The following is a 20,570-nucleotide window of genomic DNA, read 5'->3' on the forward strand; positions in this document are numbered from 1 at the left end:
CGACATGAGCTTCGTCCACCTGCATCTCCACACCGAATATTCGCTGCTGGACGGCATGAACAAGATCGGCCCGCTCGTCGCCCGTCTCAAGGAGATGGGGCAGACCGCGTGCGCCATCACCGACCACGGCAACATGTACGGCGTGCTGGATTTCTATATGAAGATGAAGGACGCCGGGCTCAAGCCGATCATCGGCAGCGAGGTCTATATGGCCCCGAATGGTCGCCTGAACAAGGACAAGGAGGCAGGATTTCCCAATCACCTGATCCTCCTGGCGAAAGACTTCAAGGGCTATCAGAACCTGAGCCACATCGTTTCCATCGGCTACCTCGAGGGTTTCTACTATAAGCCGCGTGTCGATTATGAAATACTGGAGAAGTACCACGAGGGGATCATCGCCTTGTCCGCCTGCCTCAAAGGCGAGGTCGCCGAGACGGCCGCAAAGGGCGACGAAGAAAGGGCGCTGACCATTGCCAAAAGGTACCAGGACATCTTCGGCAAAGAGAACTACTTCATCGAGCTCCAGAACCACGGCATCGAAGGGGAACGCCGCGCCCTTCCTATCCTTCGCAGCATCGCGAAGCGCATCGGCGCGAAGACCGTGGCTACCTGTGACAGCCACTACCTCGGCAAGGACGATTACGCCGCACACGAGGTCCTGCTCTGTGTCCAGACGTTGCAGAAGATGACCGATAAGGACCGCATGAGCTTCAACGGTCCGTACTACCATGTCATGACCGAGCAAGAGATGCGCGAGCGCCTGCCCGAAGACGAGGAGGCCATCCAGAACACCCAGCTCGTTGCCGACATGTGCAACGTCGAAATGCCTCTTGGCACCTATCACCTGCCCCGGTACATCGAAGAAGGGCAGACGACGCCATGGGATGCCGAGGTCAACCGCCAACTGCTGGAGAAGATGACCATGGATGGCATCCAGCGCCTCTACCCTCCCGAACAGCTGGAAGAGGCGACGGCCCGGGCGCGCATGGAGCTGGAGACCATCGAGAAGTGTGGGTTTGTCGACTACTTCCTCATTGTTCAGGACTTCACCCGCTTCGCTCGCCGCAAGGGAATTGCCGTTGGCCCCGGCCGTGGATCTGCTGCCGGCGCCATCGTCGCCTACGCGACCGGCATCACGGAAGTTGATCCGCTGCGGTACAACCTGCTGTTCGAGCGCTTCCTCAACGCAGCCCGCATCTCGATGCCCGATATCGATATGGATTTCGAGGATGCGCGCCGGGGTGAGGTCATCCAGTATGTGCGCGAGCGGTACGGCGAATCTTCGGTCGCCCAGGTGGCGACCTTCGGCAGGATGGAGGCCAAGCAGGCTGTCCGTGACGTGGGGCGAGCTCTGGGCATGCTGCCCAAGGAGACGGACCTGATCTCCAAGCTCATCCCGTTCGGCACGGGCCTGGAGGACGCTCTCAAGACGGTCGAGCAGCTGAAGAAGATGTACGATGACGGCACAAAGTTGAGCGGCACCACGGTCAAGGAGCTGTTCGATACGGCCATGAAGTTGGAAGGCGTCAACCGCAATTTCAGCACCCATGCAGCGGGCGTCGTCATCGCCGACACCGAGCTCACCAACTACCTGCCCCTGCAGCGTGACAAGGACGGCAACGTCATCACGCAGTGGGACCATAACTTGGTCGAGGCCTTTGGCCTCCTCAAAATGGACTTTCTGGGCCTCTCCTACCTGGGAGTTATCCAGAACACCGTCAAGATGGTCAAGGATCAGCTTGGCGTGACAGTGGACATCAGCCACATCGACACGGAGGAACCGGCTGTCTACAAGCTCATCAGTAGCGGCGACACGGTCGGGGTGTTCCAGATGGAATCCAGCGGTATGAAGGGTGTCGCGTCCGGCATCCAGCCGTCCTCCATCGAAGACCTGACGGCCATCATCTCACTCTATCGCCCCGGCACCATCAAGGCCGGCGGTATCCAGAAGTACATCGACCGCAAGAATGGCAAGGAGAAGGTCAACTACTACCATCCCAGCATTGAGGGTGTCCTCAGGCCGACCTATGGAATCATCGTGTACCAGGAACAGATCATGCAGATCGCCAACCGCATGGCCGGGTTCACGATGCAGGAAGCAGACATCCTGCGCAAGGGCGTCTCCAAGAAAAAAGCGGACATTCTGGCCAAGCAGCGGACCGTCTTCGTCGAGAAGTCGATCGAGAAAGGTGTCCCGAAGAAGACCGCTGAGGACGTGTTCGCTCTCATCGATTTTTTCGCCGGCTACGGGTTCAACAAATCCCACGGGGTCGCCTACGCCATCATGGTCTACCGCACGGCGTGGCTCAAGTTCCACTATCTCGTTCAGTACCTGACGGCCCTCATGAATTCGGGCATCGATACCGAAGATCGTCTCAAGGAACTGGTCGCTGAGTGTCGTAGTAAGAATATCTCCATCCTTCCACCGGATATCAACAAATCCGACAAGCTGTTCACGGTGGAGACGCAGGCCGACGGTTCTCAGGGCATCCGGTTCGGTCTGCTTGCCATCAAGAACCTGGGCTCAAAGGCGATCGACGAGATTATGGAGGAGCGGTCCAACCGCGCCTATTCGACGTTCAAAGATTTCCAGCGGCGTTCCGGCGGCAGCAAGGTCAACCACAAGTCCGTCGAATGTCTCATCAAGGCCGGGGCGTTCGAGAGCCTGGGCGAGGACCGCGTCACTGTTCTGAGGGAGTTCAGCAACCAGAACGGCAAGGCGCCGGTTGCAGACGACTCGGGGACAGGCCTGTTTGGCGGCTCGGTCAACGAACCCGGAACCCCCGTTTCCTCGTGCGATACGGCAGGTGCGGCGGCGATGGAGAAGGAAGCGTTTGGGTTCTTTTGCTTCTGCAGCCCCTTCCAGCAGTACGAGCCGCTCCTCGCCAAGTACAAGGCGAAGCGCGTTGCGGAATGCGCGGATCTTGACGACGGATCCACCGTCACGGTCATGGGCCTCCTCACGTCCGCGAAGACCGCCAAGTCCAAGGCGGGTCACGCCTATGGCAAGTGTATACTTGAGGACGATAGCCGCAAGGTGGAGCTGATGGTGTTCGAATATGTCCTCGGGCAGTTCCAGCCGTGCTTCGACCGCGAGGGAGCCATCGTCCTGGAGGCGAACGTACGTATGGATGGTGACGAATTGTCTCTGACGGCCAAGAAGTTCATCGACTTCGTGACGCCCGAACAGGCAAAAGGCTCGAAGCCGGTTTCTGTGACCCATCCAGTGCTCAAGCTCACAATGACGGAAGAGCAGGTGAACGGCGAGATACTCAAGGACGTTCTCCTCCTCACACACCAGTATCCTGGCAAAGAGCATTGGCGCATCCTGTACCGCAACGGAACCGAGCACTGCCTGGAAGTCGGCAACAGGCATTGGGTCACTGTCACGCCCGCGCTCCTGAAGGGACTTGCCGAGATCCTTGGCCCCAGTGGGGTGGACTACTCGTAACCGCGGGTCCAAGGGGCCCGCCAAGTTGTAAAGGAAATTGAGGTTGTCATTCCGACATTCATAGGTATACTGTTAAATGTAATGTCATGAACGTGACACGTAACTGAGCGACATGACGTCCGGAAGCTCTGCTTTCGGACGTTTCATATTAGTGGAAAGCGAAAAGTGGGCGCGTGAGCGAGCCACTTTTTTGTTTCACATGGAGAGATGTATGGACACGAGGTTTGAGGATATTGTGCTGCTGGAAGTGGCAAAGAGCAATACCACGCTCGTCGCCATTGAGAACGCTCCGGGCATGGCGAGCGTTGTGCTCATGACGCCCGGGAGAGACATCTCGGTCGATGAGCTCGAGAGCGTCAGCCGGGCAATCAGTCATGCGTTCATTGAGCTGTATGGCGACGACTATCTGCCTGCGTTCGAGGTGACAAGCCCCGGACTGGACCGCGTTCTCAAGACGGCGTGGGAGTTAGAGCTCTTCGCTGGCAGGTTCGTGCGCGTGGCGACCAAGGAGTCCAGGGAGCCGATCATCGGAACTCTGGGAGCATCGGACGGGGACAGCCTGCACGTGACGGTGCTCGGCGTAGACCGCGTGTTCGATATGCGGCAGGTGACGAAGATCTCGTTGTGGGACGAGATATTGGGAGGTGCGTGTGAGGGATGAGATCCAGAGTGCCATCTACGAACTGGAGAAGGAACGGGGAATCTCCAGGGAATACATCGTGACGGCGATCAAGGAAGCCTTCGAGGCGGCATACCAGCAGCAGTACCAGAAAGACAACTTCCTGGTGAAGGCTGACACGGGGACCGGCCTTGTCCGGCTCTATTCGCGCAAGACGGTTGTGGCCAAGGTCACGGACAGCGACACTGAGATCACGCTGAAGGACGCCCGTAAGGCGGAACCAGAGGCGAAGACCGGGAACGACGTGCTCATCCAGGTCAAGATCGAGCAGCTTCCGCTGTCGGTGATCGTGAAGGCACGCAAGTTCATCGATGACAAGATCAAGGAACGTGAGAACGATCTGGTCTATGAGCGCTTTCACTCGCAGGTGGGCACGCTGGTCAACGGCGAGGTCCTCCGCCAGAACAAGGAGGGATTGCTTATCAACCTTGCCCGGTGCGAAGGGATCATGCCGAAGGATCAGCAGATTCCCGGCGAACGGCTGCGCTTTCAGGGTGTCGCCAAGGCGCTCATCCTGTCGGTCGACAAGTCGGCGCAGGGACCGCGCGTGGTCCTGACGCGGTCGCATCCGGACTTCATCCAGCGTCTCGTGGAGCTTGAGGTCCCTGAGGTCGGCTCAGGTCTCGTCGAGGTCAAGCGCATCGTCCGCGAGCCGGGCCAGCGCGCAAAGGTCGCCGTCTTCAGCCGCGACCCCAAGATCGATCCCGTGGGCGCAGTCATTGGGCCGATGGGTGGACGCATCCGTGCAGTATCGCGTGAGATCGCGTTTGAGCACATCGATGTCATCCGATATGATCCAAACCCCGCAAAATACGCAATCAACGCCTTCAGCCCAGCCAAGGTGCTGGACGCAGAACGCAGGCCGGAGGACGGCACCTTCGTGGTGCACGCCACTGCCGAGGCGTTCCCCGTCGCCCTGGGTAAGGGCGGGGTCAACGTCCGGCTCGTAGAGCGGTTATTGGATGCGAAGGTGGAACTCGTTCAGATAGAGGAAGGGCAGCCACAAGCGGCCCCAACGCGTGAGGCAGGTGAGACGCATGAAGAAAGTACGAATCTATGAGCTCGCTAAAGAACTGAATCTGAAGTCGGCACGCATGCTGGAGATCCTGGCTGAGCTGGGAATCCCGGGGAAGGGCGTGGTCGGCACAATCGAAGAAGAAACGGCAAACCTTGTCAAGGAGATTGTCGACAAGGAGAAGGCCGCCTCGTCGGAGGTCAAGAAAGAGGCCCCAAAGGCAGCCAAGGCGACCCCTAAGGCCGCACCTGAAAAGGAGAAGGAGAAACCTACTCCCGCACCGGTCGAACCTGTCATCACTGTAGAGAAGCCCAAAGCATTTGTCGAGTCTGTCACCTATACGGCCTTTGCCAAGCAGTTTGACCTCAAGCAGCACGAGGTCAACACCATGATGCTCAAGAATGGTATCCCAGTGCGCGAGTGCGGTCTGCTGGACCCCAGTGACGCCGACTACCTCGCCCGTATCCTCGGCGAGAACTATGTCCAGCCGTCGGAGAAGTTCATGAAGTCCTTCGAGACGCGTCCGCCTGTCGTGACGGTCATGGGCCACGTCGACCATGGCAAGACGACCCTGCTGGATTTCATCCGCAAGAGCAGCGTCGCCAGCCGCGAGAAGGGTGGCATCACCCAGAAGATCGGCGCCTACGAGGTCCAGATCAAGGGCAAGACCATCATCTTCATCGATACTCCCGGCCACGAGGCATTCACCTCAATGCGTCTCAAGGGCTCGCAGGTCACCGATGTGGTCATCCTGGTCGTCGCCGCTGAAGAGGGTGTCAAGGAACAGACCCTCGAGGCGCTTGACCACGCGAAGGCGGCCAAAGTCCCGATCATTGTTGCCATGAACAAGATCGACAAGCCCGAGGCGAACCCCGAGCGCGTCAAGCAGCAGCTGGCGGACCGTGGTCTGCAGCCAGACGACTGGGGTGGAGACACCGTCTTCCTTCCCGTGTCTGCCAAGACCGGCAAGGGTGTGGACGAACTGTTGGACATGATCCTCCTGCAGGCGGAGATGGCAGGACTCAAGACCCGATCCTCCGTCGAAGCGTCCGGCTCCGTCATCGAGGCACGCGTCGACAAGAACATCGGCGTCCTGACTCGCCTGCTTGTGCAGACCGGCACGCTCCATGTCGGTGACGACATCCGCGTCGGCGACTGTGTTGGCAAGATCAAGCGCATGACCAACGAGGCAGGCGCGAACCTGCGCGAAGCGAAGGCACTCATGCCCATCGAGGTTATGGGCCTGTCGGAACTGCCCGAGGCCGGTGAGGTCTTCCATATGGTGGAAGACGTGGACTCCTGCCGCATGATCATCGACGAGAAGCGGCAGAAGGAGCGCCTTGCGTTCCTGGCGCAGGAACAGAAGAAACCACTGACGCTGGACGACCTGTTCAACGAAGAAGAGGCGCTGGAGAAGAAGAAACTCACCCTCATCCTGAAGGCCGACGCGCTCTCCACACTGGACGCCGTCAAGTTCGAGCTGAGGAAGGTCAAGACCAAGACCATTCCGCTCGAGATCCTGCACGAGGGCACCGGCGGTATCACGAAGTCCGACGTCCTGCTGGCTTCCGCCAGCAACGCTGTTATCGTTGGCTTCAACGTCGTCCCTCTGGCCGAAGCGCTCAAGGTCGCCGCAACCGAGAAGGTTCAGATCCGCACCTATGATCTTATCTTCGAACTGGGCGACTCCATCGACAAGATGATCGCCGGGCTGACCAAGCCGGTCTTCGAAGAGATCGTGCAGGGTCGTGCCCACATCAAGGACGTGTTCAAGATCACAGGTGTCGGCGCCATCGCCGGCTGTCTGGTTGAGGATGGCAAGATCATCCGCGGTGCCAAGGCCCGCGTTGTCCGCAACGCCGTCGTCGTGTATGCCAACTCCAGCATCTCCTCGCTGAAGCGCTTCAAGGAAGACGCAAAGGAAGTCCTCAAGGGCTACGAGTGTGGTATGGGCCTGCAGAATTTCAATGACTTCAAGGTCGACGACATCATCGAAACCCTGGTGATGGAGGAGAAGAAGCCGTAAGGCACGGTCTTCCACATTTTAGCTGAACGACAACCACCGCGCCGGGCGTTCATCGTCCGGCGCGTTTTTCATGCCAGACGACCGGTGTGGGTTCCCGCCTTCGCGGGAACGACGGAGAAGGGCACTCAGGGGCGACGGGAGCACGCTAGGAGGCAGTCTGTTCACAGTGTCTTCATCCCGGAAACGTGGCTCTGTGCCATGAATGGACACTCGAACCTCTATTACGGGACATTCGCGGTCTGGGTTGACAACGCGGAAGACGTCGGATAACATATATATGTTACCATTCCGGGTGGGAAACTGAGCCACCTGTTCAAAGGAGAACACTTGATGGTCTTGGCTGAACTTCTACAATCAGCGACCACTACCGTCACCCGAATTCCACCTTTACCCCATCCCCTGCTGGAAGACCAGCGCCTTCTCCAGGTACCACTGCCATGAGACAGTGGGGTCTGTCCCTCTATCCGGGGAAAGACTCCGACCTCATACCAACCAGACGAGACCACCCCGGCTGCCCTGAATCCAAGCGACCGGGGTTTTTCCATTTCCTGACCGCATATCAGCGAGGAGGCTATCATGCCACAGATTGTCATCGTCATGGGCAGTGACGCAGATCTGCCCGTCCTGGAGCAGGCCTTTGCCATGCTCCGTTCCTTTCCCGTTACCTGGGAAGCACGTGTCATTTCGGCGCACCGCACGCCCGAGGCGGCTCTGGAGTTTGCCCGGGGCGCTCGTGCCAGCGGCGTGCAAGTCATTATAGCGGCAGCGGGCAAGGCCGCCCATCTGGCCGGCGCTCTGGCCGCATCCACGACCCTGCCGGTCATCGGCGTTCCAATCAGTGCGCCTGGTCTGGGGGGCCTGGACGCTCTGCTTGCTACCGTGCAGATGCCGGGCGGCGTGCCAGTGGCGACGGTCGCTATCGACGGTGCGAAGAACGCTGCTCTGCTGGCGTTGCAGATTGTGGGACTGGGGGACGCGCGGGTCGCGGCACGGCTTGTGGAGGAGAGACAACACCTGGCGGAAGAGGTGGGCAGCAAGGACAAGGCGATCCGTGAGCACTACTGCAGTACAGCCGAGACTGAACAGGGAGGTCCAGCATGACACGCAAGGAACTGTTGTACGAGGGCAAGGCCAAGCGGGTATATGGTACGGACGATCCGACACGCTGTATCATCGAATTCAAGGACGATGCGACAGCATTCAACGGCGTCAAGAAAGGGACGATTGCGGACAAGGGGGTTATGAACAACGAGATGTCCTCGTACCTGTTTGCCATGCTCGCGGCAGCCGGCGTCGCCAATCATTTCATCCAGCGTCTGAGTGATCGGGAGATGCTTGTGCGGCGGGTGCACATCATCCCGCTCGAGGTGATCGTGCGCAACATCGTCGCAGGGTCGATGAGCAAGCGTCTGGGTATTGCGGAAGGGGCACGACTTGCAACGCCGGTCATCGAGCTCAGCTACAAGAACGATGAGCTGGGAGATCCCCTGGTGAACGAGGACCACATCCGGGCGCTGGGCGCCGCCACGGACGCCGAAGTGGCGGACCTCCGGCGGCTGGCGCTGGAGGTGAACGCCCTGCTCAAGGAACGCTTCGCGGCAGCGGGCATCACCCTGGTCGACTTCAAGCTGGAGTTCGGGCGTGCAGACGGAGCGATCCTCCTTGCTGATGAGATCTCGCCGGATACCTGCCGTTTCTGGGACAGCGCCACAGGAAAGAAGCTGGACAAGGACCGCTTCCGTCGCGACTTGGGTGGGGTCGAGGAGGGCTATCATGAAGTCCTTCGTCGCCTGCTGGCTGGGAGGACGCAATGAAGGCCCGAGTCCTGATCAGCCCCAAGAAGGGGATCGCCGACCCCCAGGGGACGGCCGTCGAGCAGGCACTCCACACGCTCGGGTTTGCCGGCGTTCGCGCGGTCCGGGTAGGCAAGGTCATCGACCTGGAGCTGCCGGAGGGCGATCACACGGCAGCACTCGCAGCGCTCACATGCATGAGTGAACAGCTCCTCGCCAATACCGTTGTCGAGGCATATTCCTGCACCATCTTGGACGAGGGCGCATGAGGTTCGCGGTTGCCGTCTTCCCCGGTTCCAACTGCGACGTGGATGCGTACCGCGCTCTTCACGATGTTCTTGGCAGGGATGTCGAGTATCTCTGGTATCGCGAGACGGACCTGTCTGGCTTCGACGGCGTGATCCTGCCGGGCGGTTTCTCATACGGTGACTACCTGCGGCCGGGAGCCATCGCGCGGTTCGCGCCGCTCATGGAGGCGGTGGTCCGGTTTGCCGGCCGGGGAGGCATGGTCCTGGGTATCTGCAACGGCTTCCAGCTGCTCACAGAAGCAGGGCTGTTGCCGGGCGCCTTGCTGCGCAACCGCGACTTGACCTTTCTCTGTGACACCGTACCGGTGCGCGTCGAGAATGCGGACACTGCGTTCACGCGCTGCTGCCAGAACGGGCAGGTGCTCCGGCTGCCCATTGCTCATGGCGACGGTAACTATGCCGTGGACGCAGCGACGCTGGCTGTCATGGAACAGCGGGGACAGGTGATCCTTCGCTATTGCGCCCCGGACGGCACGGTGGACGAGCAGCACAATCCAAACGGCTCGGTCGCAAACATTGCGGGCATCATCAACGGGCAGGGCAATGTGGCCGGCATGATGCCACATCCCGAGCGGGCGGCGGAGGAGTTGCTGGGTGGGACCAACGGTCTGTTCATCCTGCAGTCCATGGTCCAGGAACTCGAAAGGAGGCAGCATGAAGCTTCCCGGTGCTGAACGGACTGCACGCGTCGGCCTCACGGATGCGGAGTACGCGCGCATCGTCGAACTCGTCGGACGCGAACCTGGAGACCTGGAGCTGGACCTCTTCGGCGTCATGTGGAGCGAGCACTGCAGCTATAAGACGTCGCGCCCGCTGCTGCGCCTGTTCCCCACGACGGGAGCAGCCGTGTTGCAGGGGCCAGGCGAGAACGCCGGCATCGTCGACATTGGAGACGGGTTGGCGGTGGTCATGAAGGTTGAGAGCCACAACCACCCCTCTGCGGTCGAGCCGTACCAAGGGGCGGCCACAGGTTCGGGCGGCATCATCAGGGACATCTTCACGATGGGAGCGCGGCCCGTAGCCATGCTGGACTCGCTGCGGTTCGGCGACCTCGGGGAGGCGCGGCAGCGCTCACTGTTCAGGGGTGTTGTGAAGGGGATTGGCGACTATGACAACTGCATGGGCATCCCGACGGTGGCGGGAGAGGTCGGGTTCGACGACTCCTACACAGGCAATTGCCTGGTGAACGCGATGTGCGTGGGGATTATCCGGCACACCGACATCAAGCGCGGCGCAGCCACAGGGGTCGGTAACCCCGTCATCCTCGTCGGTGCTACGACCGGCCGCGATGGCATGGGTGGCGCCAGCTTCGCCTCGGTGGACCTGACGGCCGCTTCGCAGGAACGCAAATCCGCCGTTCAGGTGGGTGATCCCTTCCTCGAGAAGCTGTTGCTCGAGGCATGCCTGGAGCTGTTCCGGACGGACGCGGTGGTCGGCATCCAGGACCTCGGGGCAGCAGGGCTGACGTCGGCAAGCTGCGAGACAGCGGCTCGGGGTGGCATGGGGATTGATCTGGACGTTGCCCTGGTACCGCGTCGCGAGGACGGGATGGTCCCTGCCGAGGTCATGATTTCGGAGTCGCAGGAACGCATGCTGGTCATTGCGCACCAGGGGCGCGAAGAAGAAGTACAGTGCATCTTCGACAAGTGGGGCCTGAACGCCGCGGTCATCGGACGGGTGACGGATGATGGCATGCTGACCATCCGCAACGGGGACGTTGTCGTGGGACAGGTCCCTGCCAAGGCACTGGCTGAACAGGCGCCCCTCCGGCACCCCGAGGCGGTGCGGCCGGCATGGCAGGACGACCTGCTCGACCTGGACGTGACACGCTTGCAGCAACAGGACGACTGGACCGGAACGTTGACGGCGCTGCTGGGGACACCGACGATCGCCAGCAAGGAATGGGTGTACCGCCAGTATGACAGCGTGGTGCGCACCAACACGGTCATCGGCCCCGGATCAGATGCTGCTGTCCTGCGTGTGGATGGGACAGACCACGGCATCGCCCTGACGATCGACGGGCCGGGACGGATGTGCCTGCTGGACCCGGCGACGGGCGCAGCCATGGCAGTGGCCGAGGCGGCACGGAACCTGGTCTGCAGCGGGGCAAAGCCGCTGGCCCTCACGGACTGTCTCAACTTTGGCAATCCCGAGAAGCCGGAGGTGTTCTGGCAGTTCAGCCAGGCTGTCGTTGGCATGAGCGAGGCCTGCCGGAAGCTGCGGATCCCCGTGATCGGTGGTAACGTCAGCTTCTACAACGAAACCGGCGCGTCGGCGATCGTGCCCACGCCTGTCGTCGGCATGGTCGGCGTCGTCGAAGACCTTGCTCACATCTGTCGGCAGGGGTTTGGCGAACCGGACAGCGTCGTGGTCCTGCTGGGTGCGAATACGGATGAACTCGGCGGCAGTGAGTATGTCCGGGTGGCGACGGGCAGGAGGGCCGGGCGTGTTCCACTTCTCGATCTGGAGCGCGAGAAAGAAGTTCAGGAGCTGTGTCTGACCGGGATACGTCGTGGGTTGATCCGGTCGGCGCATGACGTGAGCGATGGAGGTCTCTCTGTGACGCTTGCCGAGTCCTGCATCAGTGGGCAGATGGGAGCCGATCTCTCCCTGCCGGCTGGGATACGTCCGGATGCGCTCCTCTTTGGCGAGGCGCCGTCACGGATTGTCGTCACGGTCGGTGCTGGCGACCTGCAGGCGCTCGTGGACGCGGCCGTCGAGATGGGCGTCCCGCTCGCCGTGCTGGGGACGACAGGAGGAACGTTACTGAACATCGACGTCTCAGGCAAATCACTCGTCCGTGCGCCGGTTGTTGATCTTGCCGCCGCCTGGAGCGGCTCGCTGCCGCAGGTGATGAGCGTATGAGAGGCATGAGCGGTCTGCACGAGGAATGTGGGGTTTTTGGTATTGTCGGCGGTCCGCAGACCCGAGCCGCCCGCGCCACCTACTATGGTCTTTATGCCTTGCAACATCGGGGCCAGGAGAGCGCGGGGATCGCCGTCAGCACAGGGAACGAGATCCTGCACCACAAGGCCATGGGGCTGGTGTCGGAGGTCTTCGACGAGAAGCGCCTTGCAACACTCCCCGGGTCGATGGCATGCGGACACGTTCGGTACTCGACCAGCGGGCGGAGCCTGGTCGTCAATGCACAGCCACTGGTTGTCCGCTACCGAGGTGGTGCGCTGGCTCTTGCCCACAACGGAAACCTGGTCAACGCCCCATCCCTGCGTGCAACACTGGAACAGGAGGGCGTCATCTTTGAAACGTCCATCGACAGCGAACTCATCGCCAACCTGGTGGCGCGGGCTGACACGGGGAACATCGTGGAGGCTGTACTCAGCGCCATGCGCGTCATACGTGGCGCCTACGCCCTCGTCATCATGACTCCTGACACGCTCATCGGCGTACGCGATCCGGACGGTATCCGTCCTCTGAGCATCGGGCGTAGCGAAGATAGCTGGATGCTGGCCTCCGAGAGCTGTGCCTTCGACGCTGTCGGCGGGACACTCGTCCGGGACGTGGAGCCGGGCGAGGTCGTGACACTGAATCGCAGCGGAGTGATGAGTCACCTGTCGGGACTAGCGCGACCGGAGCGGCTGTGCATTTTTGAGTTCATCTACTTCGGGCGTCCAGACAGTGTGATGGGAGCCAGTACGATGTACGTCGTGCGCAAGCGTGCCGGCAGCCTGCTCGCTCGCGAAGCGCCGGCGCGCGGCGACATTGTCGTCCCGGTGCCCGATTCAGGAATATCGGCAGCAGTCGGGTATGCCGAGACGTCAGGGATCCCATTTGCCGAGGGGTTTGTGAAGAATCGCTACGTCGGGCGGACATTCATCCAGCCCGAACAAGCGCTTCGGGCGGCAGGTGTCGACCTCAAACTCAGTGTCCTTGTGGATGTTGTCCGTGGCAAGCGGGTCGTGCTGGTCGACGACTCCATCGTGCGAGGGACGACCATCCTGCGGCTCATCCGGAAACTGCGGGCGGCGGGAGCTGTGGCAATCGACCTGCGCGTGGCGTCTCCGCCGATCGTGTGTCCCTGCCACTTCGGCATCGACACGCCGTCACGCGGCGAGCTGATCGCTGCCGGTCTAGATGTCGCCGCAGTCTGCCAAAAAGTGGACGCGGACTCGCTTGCGTACCTGAGCATCAGGGGTCTGCGGGAAGCAGTCGGGGGGAATGGAAGCTGTGACGCATGTTTCAGCGGCCAGTATCCCATGGAGGTCCCCGACGAGGGAAACAAGTTGGGACTTGAACAGGCAGAGGTGGAGCATGCAACGAAATAGCTATCAGCAGGCGGGCGTAGATATTGCTGCCGGCGACCGCGCAGTCGACCTGATGCGAAAAGCCGTCGCTTCGACGGTGACGCCTGGTGTCCTGGGGGACATCGGCGGGTTCGGGGGCTGCTTCCAGCCCAATCTGGCAGGGGTGGCCGAACCGGTCCTCGTTGCAGGGACCGACGGAGTGGGGACCAAACTCAAGATCGCCTTCATGACTGGCCGCCACGACACGGTGGGGATCGACTGCGTCGCGATGTGTGCCAACGACGTGGCAGCTATGGGCGCCGTTCCCCTGTTCTTCCTGGATTACATCGCTCTCGGCCGGCTGGTCCCCGAGCGCGTCGCCGATGTCGTGGGGGGAGTGGCGGCAGGCTGCCGCCAGGCACACTGCGCGCTTGTGGGCGGCGAGACGGCCGAGATGCCGGGTTTCTATCCTGTCGACGAGTATGACCTTGCCGGGTTCTGCGTGGGACTGGTCGACCGCAGCCATATCGTCAATGGACACACCGTGCATGCAGGCGACGTCCTTGTCGGTCTCCCATCGTCTGGACTGCACAGCAACGGTTTTTCGCTCGTGCGGCACATCGTGTTCGACCAGTACCATCTGGACGTCGGCACGTATGTGCCCGAGCTCGGTCGTACGGTTGGAGAGGAACTGCTCGAGCCGACGATCATCTATGTGGACGCGGCGGCGCGGGCACGCGCAGCAGCCTCCATCGGTGGGATGGCGCACATTACCGGGGGAGGACTCCTGGGCAACATCCCGCGCGTCGTCCCGGAAGGGCTGCGGGTGGAAGTGGACATCCATGCCTGGCAGGCGCCCCCCGTGTTCGACTGGCTGACGCGGCTGGGCATGCTCGAGGAACAGGAGCGCTATCAGACGTTTAACATGGGTCTGGGGTTTGTGTTCATCGTTCCGGAGGCTTCCGTGGACAGTGTGTGCAGGGCTCTTGCCGGCGACGGGGCGCGTGCTGTCGGTCGCATCGTTCCCGGGGTCCCCGGGGTGGAGCTTTGCCGATGACGCGCATCGCCATCCTGGCGTCGGGCAATGGTACTGACTGTGAGGCGGTCATGACGGCAGTGGAACAGGGAGAGATACCGGATGCCACCGTGGCCGTCGTCATCGCGGACAGGCTCGCGCCAGTGCTGGAACGGGCACGCCGCCATGGTGTCGCGGCACTGCTGATCGACAGGCGGGGATGTGGACGGGCTTCGTACGACAGCGCGCTCGCAACCGCTCTGGCGGAGCACCGGGTCGATCTCCTCGTGCTCGCGGGCTATCTAAGTATGGTGGACGGTGTGACGGTGACGACGTATCGGAACCGCATCATCAACGTCCATCCGTCGCTGATTCCGGCGTTCTGTGGACACGGCTTCTATGGAGAGCACGTGCATCAGGCCGTCTTGGACGCCGGGGTGAAACTGACCGGTGTGACCGTGCACTTCGTCGACGAAGGAACCGACTCCGGGCCTGTCATTCTGCAAGAGGCGGTGAACGTGCTCGATACGGACGATGCGGCGACACTGGCCGCGCGCGTGCTCGTCGTCGAGCACCGGCTGCTGCCACAGGCCGTGGCACTGTACTGCAGTGGGCGACTGTCCGTTCAGGGGCGACAGGTTCATATCATGGGAGAGGAGAAGAAATGAAACGACGCGCAATCATCAGTGTCTCGGACAAGACTGGCGTGGTTGACTTGGCCTGGCGTCTCGTGAGTATGGGATGGGAGATTGTAAGCACTGGCGGAACTGCGTCCATTCTTGCGGCCGAAGGGGTCCCGGTGACGGCGGTCAGTGACGTGACCGGTTTCCCGGAATGCCTGGACGGGCGCGTCAAGACACTGCACCCGGCGGTGCATGCCGGCATCCTTGCGCGCAGGGACGTGCCCGCGCACATGGAGCAGATTGCAAAACTCGGTGTGGTCCCGGTGGACCTCGTCGTGGTGAACCTGTACCCGTTCCGTCAGACGGTCGCGCGCCCCGGCGTCACGTGGGACGAAGCCGTGGAACAGGTGGACATCGGAGGACCGTCGCTCATCCGCGCAGCCGCCAAGAACCACGCGGCCGTCACGGTCGTCGTGGACCCGGCCGACTATGGCCGTGTCCTGGCCGAATTCGAACGGGATGGGGATACGAGCGTGGCGACACGGCGTGAGCTGGCTGCCCGCGCGTTCCGGCATACAGCCGCATACGACTCCTTCATTGCGGGGTGGTTTGGAGGGCAGCTGGGCGTCCGCTTCCCCGAGCAACTCACGCTCACCTGGGACCGGCAGCAGCAGCTCAGGTACGGCGAGAACCCACATCAGGCCGCCGCCCTCTACGTGGACCCCGTCCCCGCTGCCGGATCGGTGACAGCGGCACAGCAGTTGAATGGCAAGGAGCTCTCCTTCAACAACATCGGCGACGCGGACGCGGCGCTTGCCTGTCTCACCGAATTTCCCAGTGACATGCCGACCGTCGTCGCCGTGAAGCATGGCATCCCGTGCGGTGTCGGCACGGGTCCTCATCTGATGACGGCCTGGAGGAAAGCTCGCGACGGGGACCCAGTCTCGATCTTCGGAGGTGTCGTCGCCGCGAACGGGACCGTCGATGCTCCGCTGGCGGCGAAGATGGCCGAGCTCTTCCTCGAGATCCTTCTTGCCCCAGGGTTCACTGGCGATGCGCTCGAGATTCTGGGGCGGAAGAAGAACCTGCGGGTTCTGCAAGTGGCTGTGGTTGCGCCAGGACAGGATGAGGTTGCGCTGCGTGACGTGCGCGGCGGGCTCCTGGTACAGGACCGGGACGTGCTGCTGCTGAAGGACGAACCAAGGGTTGTTACGCTCAGTCGACCGACCGCTGAGGAACAGGCAGACCTGTTGCTTGCCTGGCGAGTCGTCAAACATGCCAGGTCCAATGCAATCGTTCTGGCCAAAGGTGGGGGCACGATCGGCGTCGGCCCTGGGCAAACCAACCGCATCTGGGCACTGCAGGACGCCATCCGGCAGGCGACGACTCCTCCTTCAGGGGCAGTGCTGGCTTCAGACGGGTTCTTCCCCTTTGCGGATTCTGTCCAGGCAGCGGCCGCTGCAGGAATCCGCGCCATCATCCAGCCTGGCGGATCTGTCAAGGACGCCGAATCGATCGCCGCTGCAGACGAAGCCGGCATCGCGATGCTGTTTACCGGCATACGGCACTTCCGGCACTAGGCTGCGTCCATGGATATCCTCATCGTTGGCAGTGGTGGAAGGGAACATGCGCTGGCATGGAAGATCCGGCAGAGTGCGCTGGTAGAACGTGTCTGGGTGGCACCCGGCAATGCGGGTATCGCCGGATGTGCGACCTGCGTCCCGATGCGTTCGGATGACACGTCTGGACTGGCCGAGTTCGCCGTGCGGCACAAGGTCGGCCTGGTCGTCGTCGGGCCGGAGGAACCACTTACGAAGGGGATCGCCGACGTCCTTCGTGCCCGGGGTCTGCTGGTCGTTGGTCCAGGAGCGGCGGGGGCACGGCTCGAGGGGAGCAAATCCTTCGCCAAAGAGTTCTGCGAACGGCATCGAATCCCGACGGCTCGTGGAATTCGTTGCGAAGATGTGGGGGCTGCGCTGGCACATGTGGGAGATATGGGGTTTCCACTCGTTGTGAAAGCGGACGGCCTGGCCGCCGGCAAGGGGGTCGTCATCGCGACAACCCAGGGTGAGGCTGTGACGGCCATTCAGAGTCTGGGTGGTCGAGGTCCGTTGGTGCTCGAGGAGTTTCTCAGGGGTCGCGAGTGTTCCCTGCTGTTCCTCTGTGATGGAAAGACCGTCCTGCTGTTTGCCCCCGCGCGCGACTACAAGCGCGCAGGGAACGGTGACGTGGGACCCAACACGGGTGGCATGGGCAGCTTCTCTCCGGTGCCGGATGTGACGTCCGCCGTCCAGCGTGACGCGTACGAACATATTATGCTGAGAGTGCTCGCAGGACTCGCCGATGAGCAGATCGACTACCGCGGTGTTCTGTATGCGGGCTGCATGGTGACGCAGGACGGTGCCAAGGTCCTGGAGTTCAACTGCCGGTTCGGCGACCCGGAAACCCAGGTCCTCATGCCGAGGATCCAGGGGGACCTGGTGCCGGCGCTGGTGGCGTGCGCCGAGGGGCGGTTGGCGGATGCGCGGCTGGAATGGCGGGGCGAGACGGTGGTCTGCGTCCAGATGGTTTCCCGGGGATACCCGGCGGCGCCGGTTACCGGCATGACCATTCGTGGCCTGGACACAGTTCCGCAGGACGTTCTGGTGTTTCACGGCGGGACACGGCAGGAGGACGGTCACACGGTGACAGCGGGAGGCCGGGTGCTGGGGGTCACGGCCATCGGTGTGACCATGGCCGAAGCGCGCACGCGGGCATATGCGGGCGTCAACGCCATCCACTTCGAGGGTGCGCAGTGGCGTACAGATATCGCGTCCGGAATGGACGCAACAAGGGAAGGTGAGCAGACATGATCGAACGGTATGCACTTCCACCGGTCCGGGACCTCTGGACCGAGCAGGCGCAATACGAGCGCTGGCTTGAGGTCGAATGCACGGTCACTGCAGCGTATGAGGAACTGGGTGTGGCGCCTGCTGGAACGGCAGACCGCGTCCGCCGTACGGCAGTGCTCGACGTCGAGGACATCCACGCCATCGAGGCGACCGTCGACCACGACGTCATCGCGTTTATCAAGTCGACCACCCGTGACATGGGGGACGACGCCCGCTTCTTCCACCTGGGGATGACTTCATCGGACGTCGTGGACACGGCGCTGGGCATTGCGCTCAAACGGTCGGGACAGCTCGTCCTTGCCCAGCTGGGCGAACTGAGGAGTGTCCTGGCCGGGCAGGCATCGCGTTTCCGGACGACGGTGACGGTCGGCCGTACGCACGGCGTCCACGCCGAACCCACTTCATTTGGACTCAAGTTCCTGTCCTGGCTCGCCGAGACGGAACGCAACGAGGAGCGGCTGGCGGCAGCGACAGATGGAGTGGCCTGTGGTAAGATTTCGGGCGCAGTTGGCAACTACGCCAACATTGACCCGCGTGTTGAGGACATTGCTCTCAAGAACCTGGGGCTGCGGCGGGCGAAATGCTCTACCCAGATCGTTCCGCGCGACCAGCATGCGGCATTCATGGCCGCTCTCGCCCTGGTAGGCGCCCAGGTCGAGCGCATGGCGACTGAGGTCCGGCTCTTGCAGCGCACCGAAGTGCACGAGGCGCAGGAACCGTTCAAGGTCGGTCAGCGGGGTTCGTCCGCCATGCCGCACAAGAAGAACCCCATTGTCTGTGAGCGCCTCTGTGGCATGGCGCGTCTGCTGAGAGGCTACATGACGGCAGCCTTTGAGGACGTGGCGCTCTGGCAGGAGCGTGACATCTCACACTCGTCGGTGGAGCGGGTCATCCTGCCCGACGGAGTCATGACCACCTATTACATGCTGGATCGTGTCATCTGGCTGATGCGCGGGCTCGTCGTGGATGCCGAGGCGATGCAGGCGACGTTTGCTGCGTCGCATGGTCTCGTGTATTCGCAGCGTGTCATGCTGGCACTGGTGCGGGGCGGGATGAGTCGCGAGGATGCATACACACTCGTCCAGCGCCTGGCCCTGGCAGCATGGGAGGGGAACGCGGACTTTCACCAGCTCTGCCTGGCGGAGCCACGCATCACCACGCTGATGAGCCCGGCAGAACTGGATGCTCTCTTTGACCCACAGTACTACCTGAGGAACATCGGCCCCGTCTATGCGCGGTTCGGCCTGGACAATGCAAAGGAGGAACAATCATGAAACGTGTCGCAGTGGTCGGCGCCCAGTGGGGCGACGAAGGCAAGGGCAAGGTCGTCAACTACTTCGCCAAGGACTTCGAGTGGATCGTCCGCTTCGCAGGGGGCGCCAATGCAGGCCATACCATTTATGTGGGGGACAAGAAGTACATCAATCACCTGTTGCCGTGCATCCTGCCCGACGGAACAGGCCGCGGTTTCCTTGGCGCCGGCATGGTCGTCGATCTGGAGCAGCTTGTGGCAGAGGTGGAAGTGCTGGCAAAGGATTTTCCCGGTGTGGGGACCAAGTTCGCCGTCGACCCAGAAGTCTTCCTGGTGCTGCCTTGGCATAAGCAGCAGGACCAGCTGCTGGAAGCGATGCGCGCTGAACCCATCGGCACGACCGGCCGCGGCATCGGCCCGGCCTACACCGACAAGGCGTCCCGCGAAGGGATCAAGCTGTGTCATTTGTTTGATGAGAAGATGCTGACGGAACGTCTGGAGAACTCCTGGGTCATCAAGCAGAACCTGTATCGAGGCCAGTTTTCCATGCCGCCGGCAGAGCTTGCCGGACTCCTCATGCGTCAACGGGACCGGTTGCTGGAGCTGGGAGTTCAGGTTACCGGAGCGGTTGACATGGCGCACATCTTCCGCAGCACGTCGGTGTTGTTCGAAGGGGCGCAGGGAGTGCTGCTCGATCTGGACTTTGGGACGTACCCGTTTGTCACCTCGGGGTCCTGCATGGCCCACGGCGTCTCGTCTGTCGGGTTCTCGACCTTCGAGCTGGACGACGTGGCCGGCGTCCTCAAGGCCTACACGACCCGTGTGGGAGAGGGCCCTTTCCCCAGTGAAGACGATACTGACGTGGCACAGGGCATTCGCGAGAGGGGAAAAGAGTACGGCGCTACGACCGGCCGCCCACGCCGTATCGGGTGGCTGGATCTGCCGGCGTTGCGGTATGCTGCCATCCGGTCGGGACTCACCAGTCTTGTCATCACCAAGGCCGACGTGCTCAATGGGCTGAAGACCGTCCGGGTGTGCACCAGCTACCGCATCGGCGGGGTTGTGCGCGACGTCCCGTCGACCTCGCACGACTTCTTTGTTGCCGAACCTGTCTACGAGGAGCTGCCTGGCTGGCGGACGACAGATGACGTCAACTTCCTCAAGTACATGACCTTCATCGAAGAACAGGTCAGCGTGCCTATCACGTACATCTCTTACGGCCCTCACACGGATGAGATGGAGACCAAGAGTAGACTCATCATGAATATCTGAGGCT

The 20,570-nt window shown here is 61.9% G+C and carries 16 protein-coding genes; all 16 read left to right on the forward strand.

The genetic code is table 11. The features are described 5' to 3' along the window. Window positions 1-4 precede the first annotated feature (4 nt). Window positions 5-3,451 carry a DNA polymerase III subunit alpha gene (gene dnaE / locus SMC1_RS06950; protein ID WP_165849300.1) on the forward strand — a complete coding sequence of 1,149 codons (3,447 nt, stop codon included), beginning with the start codon at window positions 5-7 and terminating at the stop codon, window positions 3,449-3,451. A 211-nt stretch (window positions 3,452-3,662) separates the two neighbouring features. Continuing rightward, a complete protein-coding gene (gene rimP, locus SMC1_RS06955) occupies window positions 3,663-4,112 on the forward strand; it encodes a ribosome maturation factor RimP (protein WP_165849301.1) in 450 nt (149 codons plus the stop codon). After that, on the forward strand, window positions 4,102-5,190 hold the full coding sequence (nusA, locus tag SMC1_RS06960) for a transcription termination factor NusA (protein ID WP_165849302.1): 1,089 nt from the start codon (window positions 4,102-4,104) through the stop codon (window positions 5,188-5,190). The genes rimP and nusA overlap by 11 nt, the downstream gene beginning before the upstream one ends. Further along, entirely contained in the window at window positions 5,168-7,171 is a 2,004-nt protein-coding gene (gene infB / locus SMC1_RS06965) for a translation initiation factor IF-2 (protein WP_119086054.1), read from the forward strand. The genes nusA and infB overlap by 23 nt, the downstream gene beginning before the upstream one ends. A 576-nt stretch (window positions 7,172-7,747) precedes the next feature. Then, entirely contained in the window at window positions 7,748-8,272 is a 525-nt protein-coding gene (gene purE / locus SMC1_RS06970; protein WP_119086055.1) for a 5-(carboxyamino)imidazole ribonucleotide mutase, read from the forward strand. After that, on the forward strand, window positions 8,269-8,985 hold the full coding sequence (gene purC / locus SMC1_RS06975) for a phosphoribosylaminoimidazolesuccinocarboxamide synthase (protein WP_119086056.1): 717 nt from the start codon (window positions 8,269-8,271) through the stop codon (window positions 8,983-8,985). The genes purE and purC overlap by 4 nt, the downstream gene beginning before the upstream one ends. Continuing rightward, complete coding sequence (gene purS / locus SMC1_RS06980) at window positions 8,982-9,233, forward strand: phosphoribosylformylglycinamidine synthase subunit PurS (protein WP_119086057.1); 252 nt, start codon at window positions 8,982-8,984, stop codon at window positions 9,231-9,233. The genes purC and purS overlap by 4 nt, the downstream gene beginning before the upstream one ends. Continuing rightward, the gene (purQ, locus tag SMC1_RS06985) at window positions 9,230-9,946 is read left to right on the forward strand and encodes a phosphoribosylformylglycinamidine synthase subunit PurQ (RefSeq protein ID WP_119086058.1); all 717 of its coding nucleotides are present in this window, start codon (window positions 9,230-9,232) and stop codon (window positions 9,944-9,946) included. Before purS ends, purQ begins: the two co-directional genes overlap by 4 nt. Further along, complete coding sequence (gene purL, locus SMC1_RS06990) at window positions 9,927-12,137, forward strand: phosphoribosylformylglycinamidine synthase subunit PurL (protein ID WP_119086059.1); 2,211 nt, start codon at window positions 9,927-9,929, stop codon at window positions 12,135-12,137. The genes purQ and purL overlap by 20 nt, the downstream gene beginning before the upstream one ends. Beyond that, window positions 12,134-13,555, forward strand: a complete 1,422-nt coding sequence (gene purF, locus SMC1_RS06995) for an amidophosphoribosyltransferase (protein ID WP_207799346.1) — start codon at window positions 12,134-12,136, stop codon at window positions 13,553-13,555. Before purL ends, purF begins: the two co-directional genes overlap by 4 nt. Further along, window positions 13,542-14,570: a phosphoribosylformylglycinamidine cyclo-ligase gene (gene purM / locus SMC1_RS07000; RefSeq protein ID WP_119086060.1), complete on the forward strand. Its 1,029-nt coding sequence runs from the start codon at window positions 13,542-13,544 to the stop codon at window positions 14,568-14,570. Before purF ends, purM begins: the two co-directional genes overlap by 14 nt. Continuing rightward, window positions 14,567-15,196: a phosphoribosylglycinamide formyltransferase gene (gene purN / locus SMC1_RS07005; protein ID WP_119086061.1), complete on the forward strand. Its 630-nt coding sequence runs from the start codon at window positions 14,567-14,569 to the stop codon at window positions 15,194-15,196. The genes purM and purN overlap by 4 nt, the downstream gene beginning before the upstream one ends. After that, the gene (gene purH, locus SMC1_RS07010) at window positions 15,193-16,731 is read left to right on the forward strand and encodes a bifunctional phosphoribosylaminoimidazolecarboxamide formyltransferase/IMP cyclohydrolase (RefSeq protein WP_119086062.1); all 1,539 of its coding nucleotides are present in this window, start codon (window positions 15,193-15,195) and stop codon (window positions 16,729-16,731) included. The genes purN and purH overlap by 4 nt, the downstream gene beginning before the upstream one ends. 9 nt (window positions 16,732-16,740) lie before the next feature. Then, window positions 16,741-18,003 (forward strand): phosphoribosylamine--glycine ligase, encoded by a 1,263-nt coding sequence (gene purD / locus SMC1_RS07015; protein ID WP_119086063.1) that lies wholly within the window; start codon window positions 16,741-16,743, stop codon window positions 18,001-18,003. Further along, window positions 18,000-19,316 carry an adenylosuccinate lyase gene (gene purB / locus SMC1_RS07020; RefSeq protein ID WP_119086064.1) on the forward strand — a complete coding sequence of 439 codons (1,317 nt, stop codon included), beginning with the start codon at window positions 18,000-18,002 and terminating at the stop codon, window positions 19,314-19,316. The genes purD and purB overlap by 4 nt, the downstream gene beginning before the upstream one ends. Continuing rightward, window positions 19,313-20,566, forward strand: a complete 1,254-nt coding sequence (locus SMC1_RS07025; RefSeq protein WP_119086065.1) for an adenylosuccinate synthase — start codon at window positions 19,313-19,315, stop codon at window positions 20,564-20,566. Before purB ends, SMC1_RS07025 begins: the two co-directional genes overlap by 4 nt. Window positions 20,567-20,570 lie beyond the last annotated feature (4 nt).

This window comes from Candidatus Cryosericum septentrionale (assembly GCF_003570995.1).
Taxonomy (GTDB): Bacteria; Caldisericota; Caldisericia; order Cryosericales; family Cryosericaceae; genus Cryosericum; species Cryosericum septentrionale.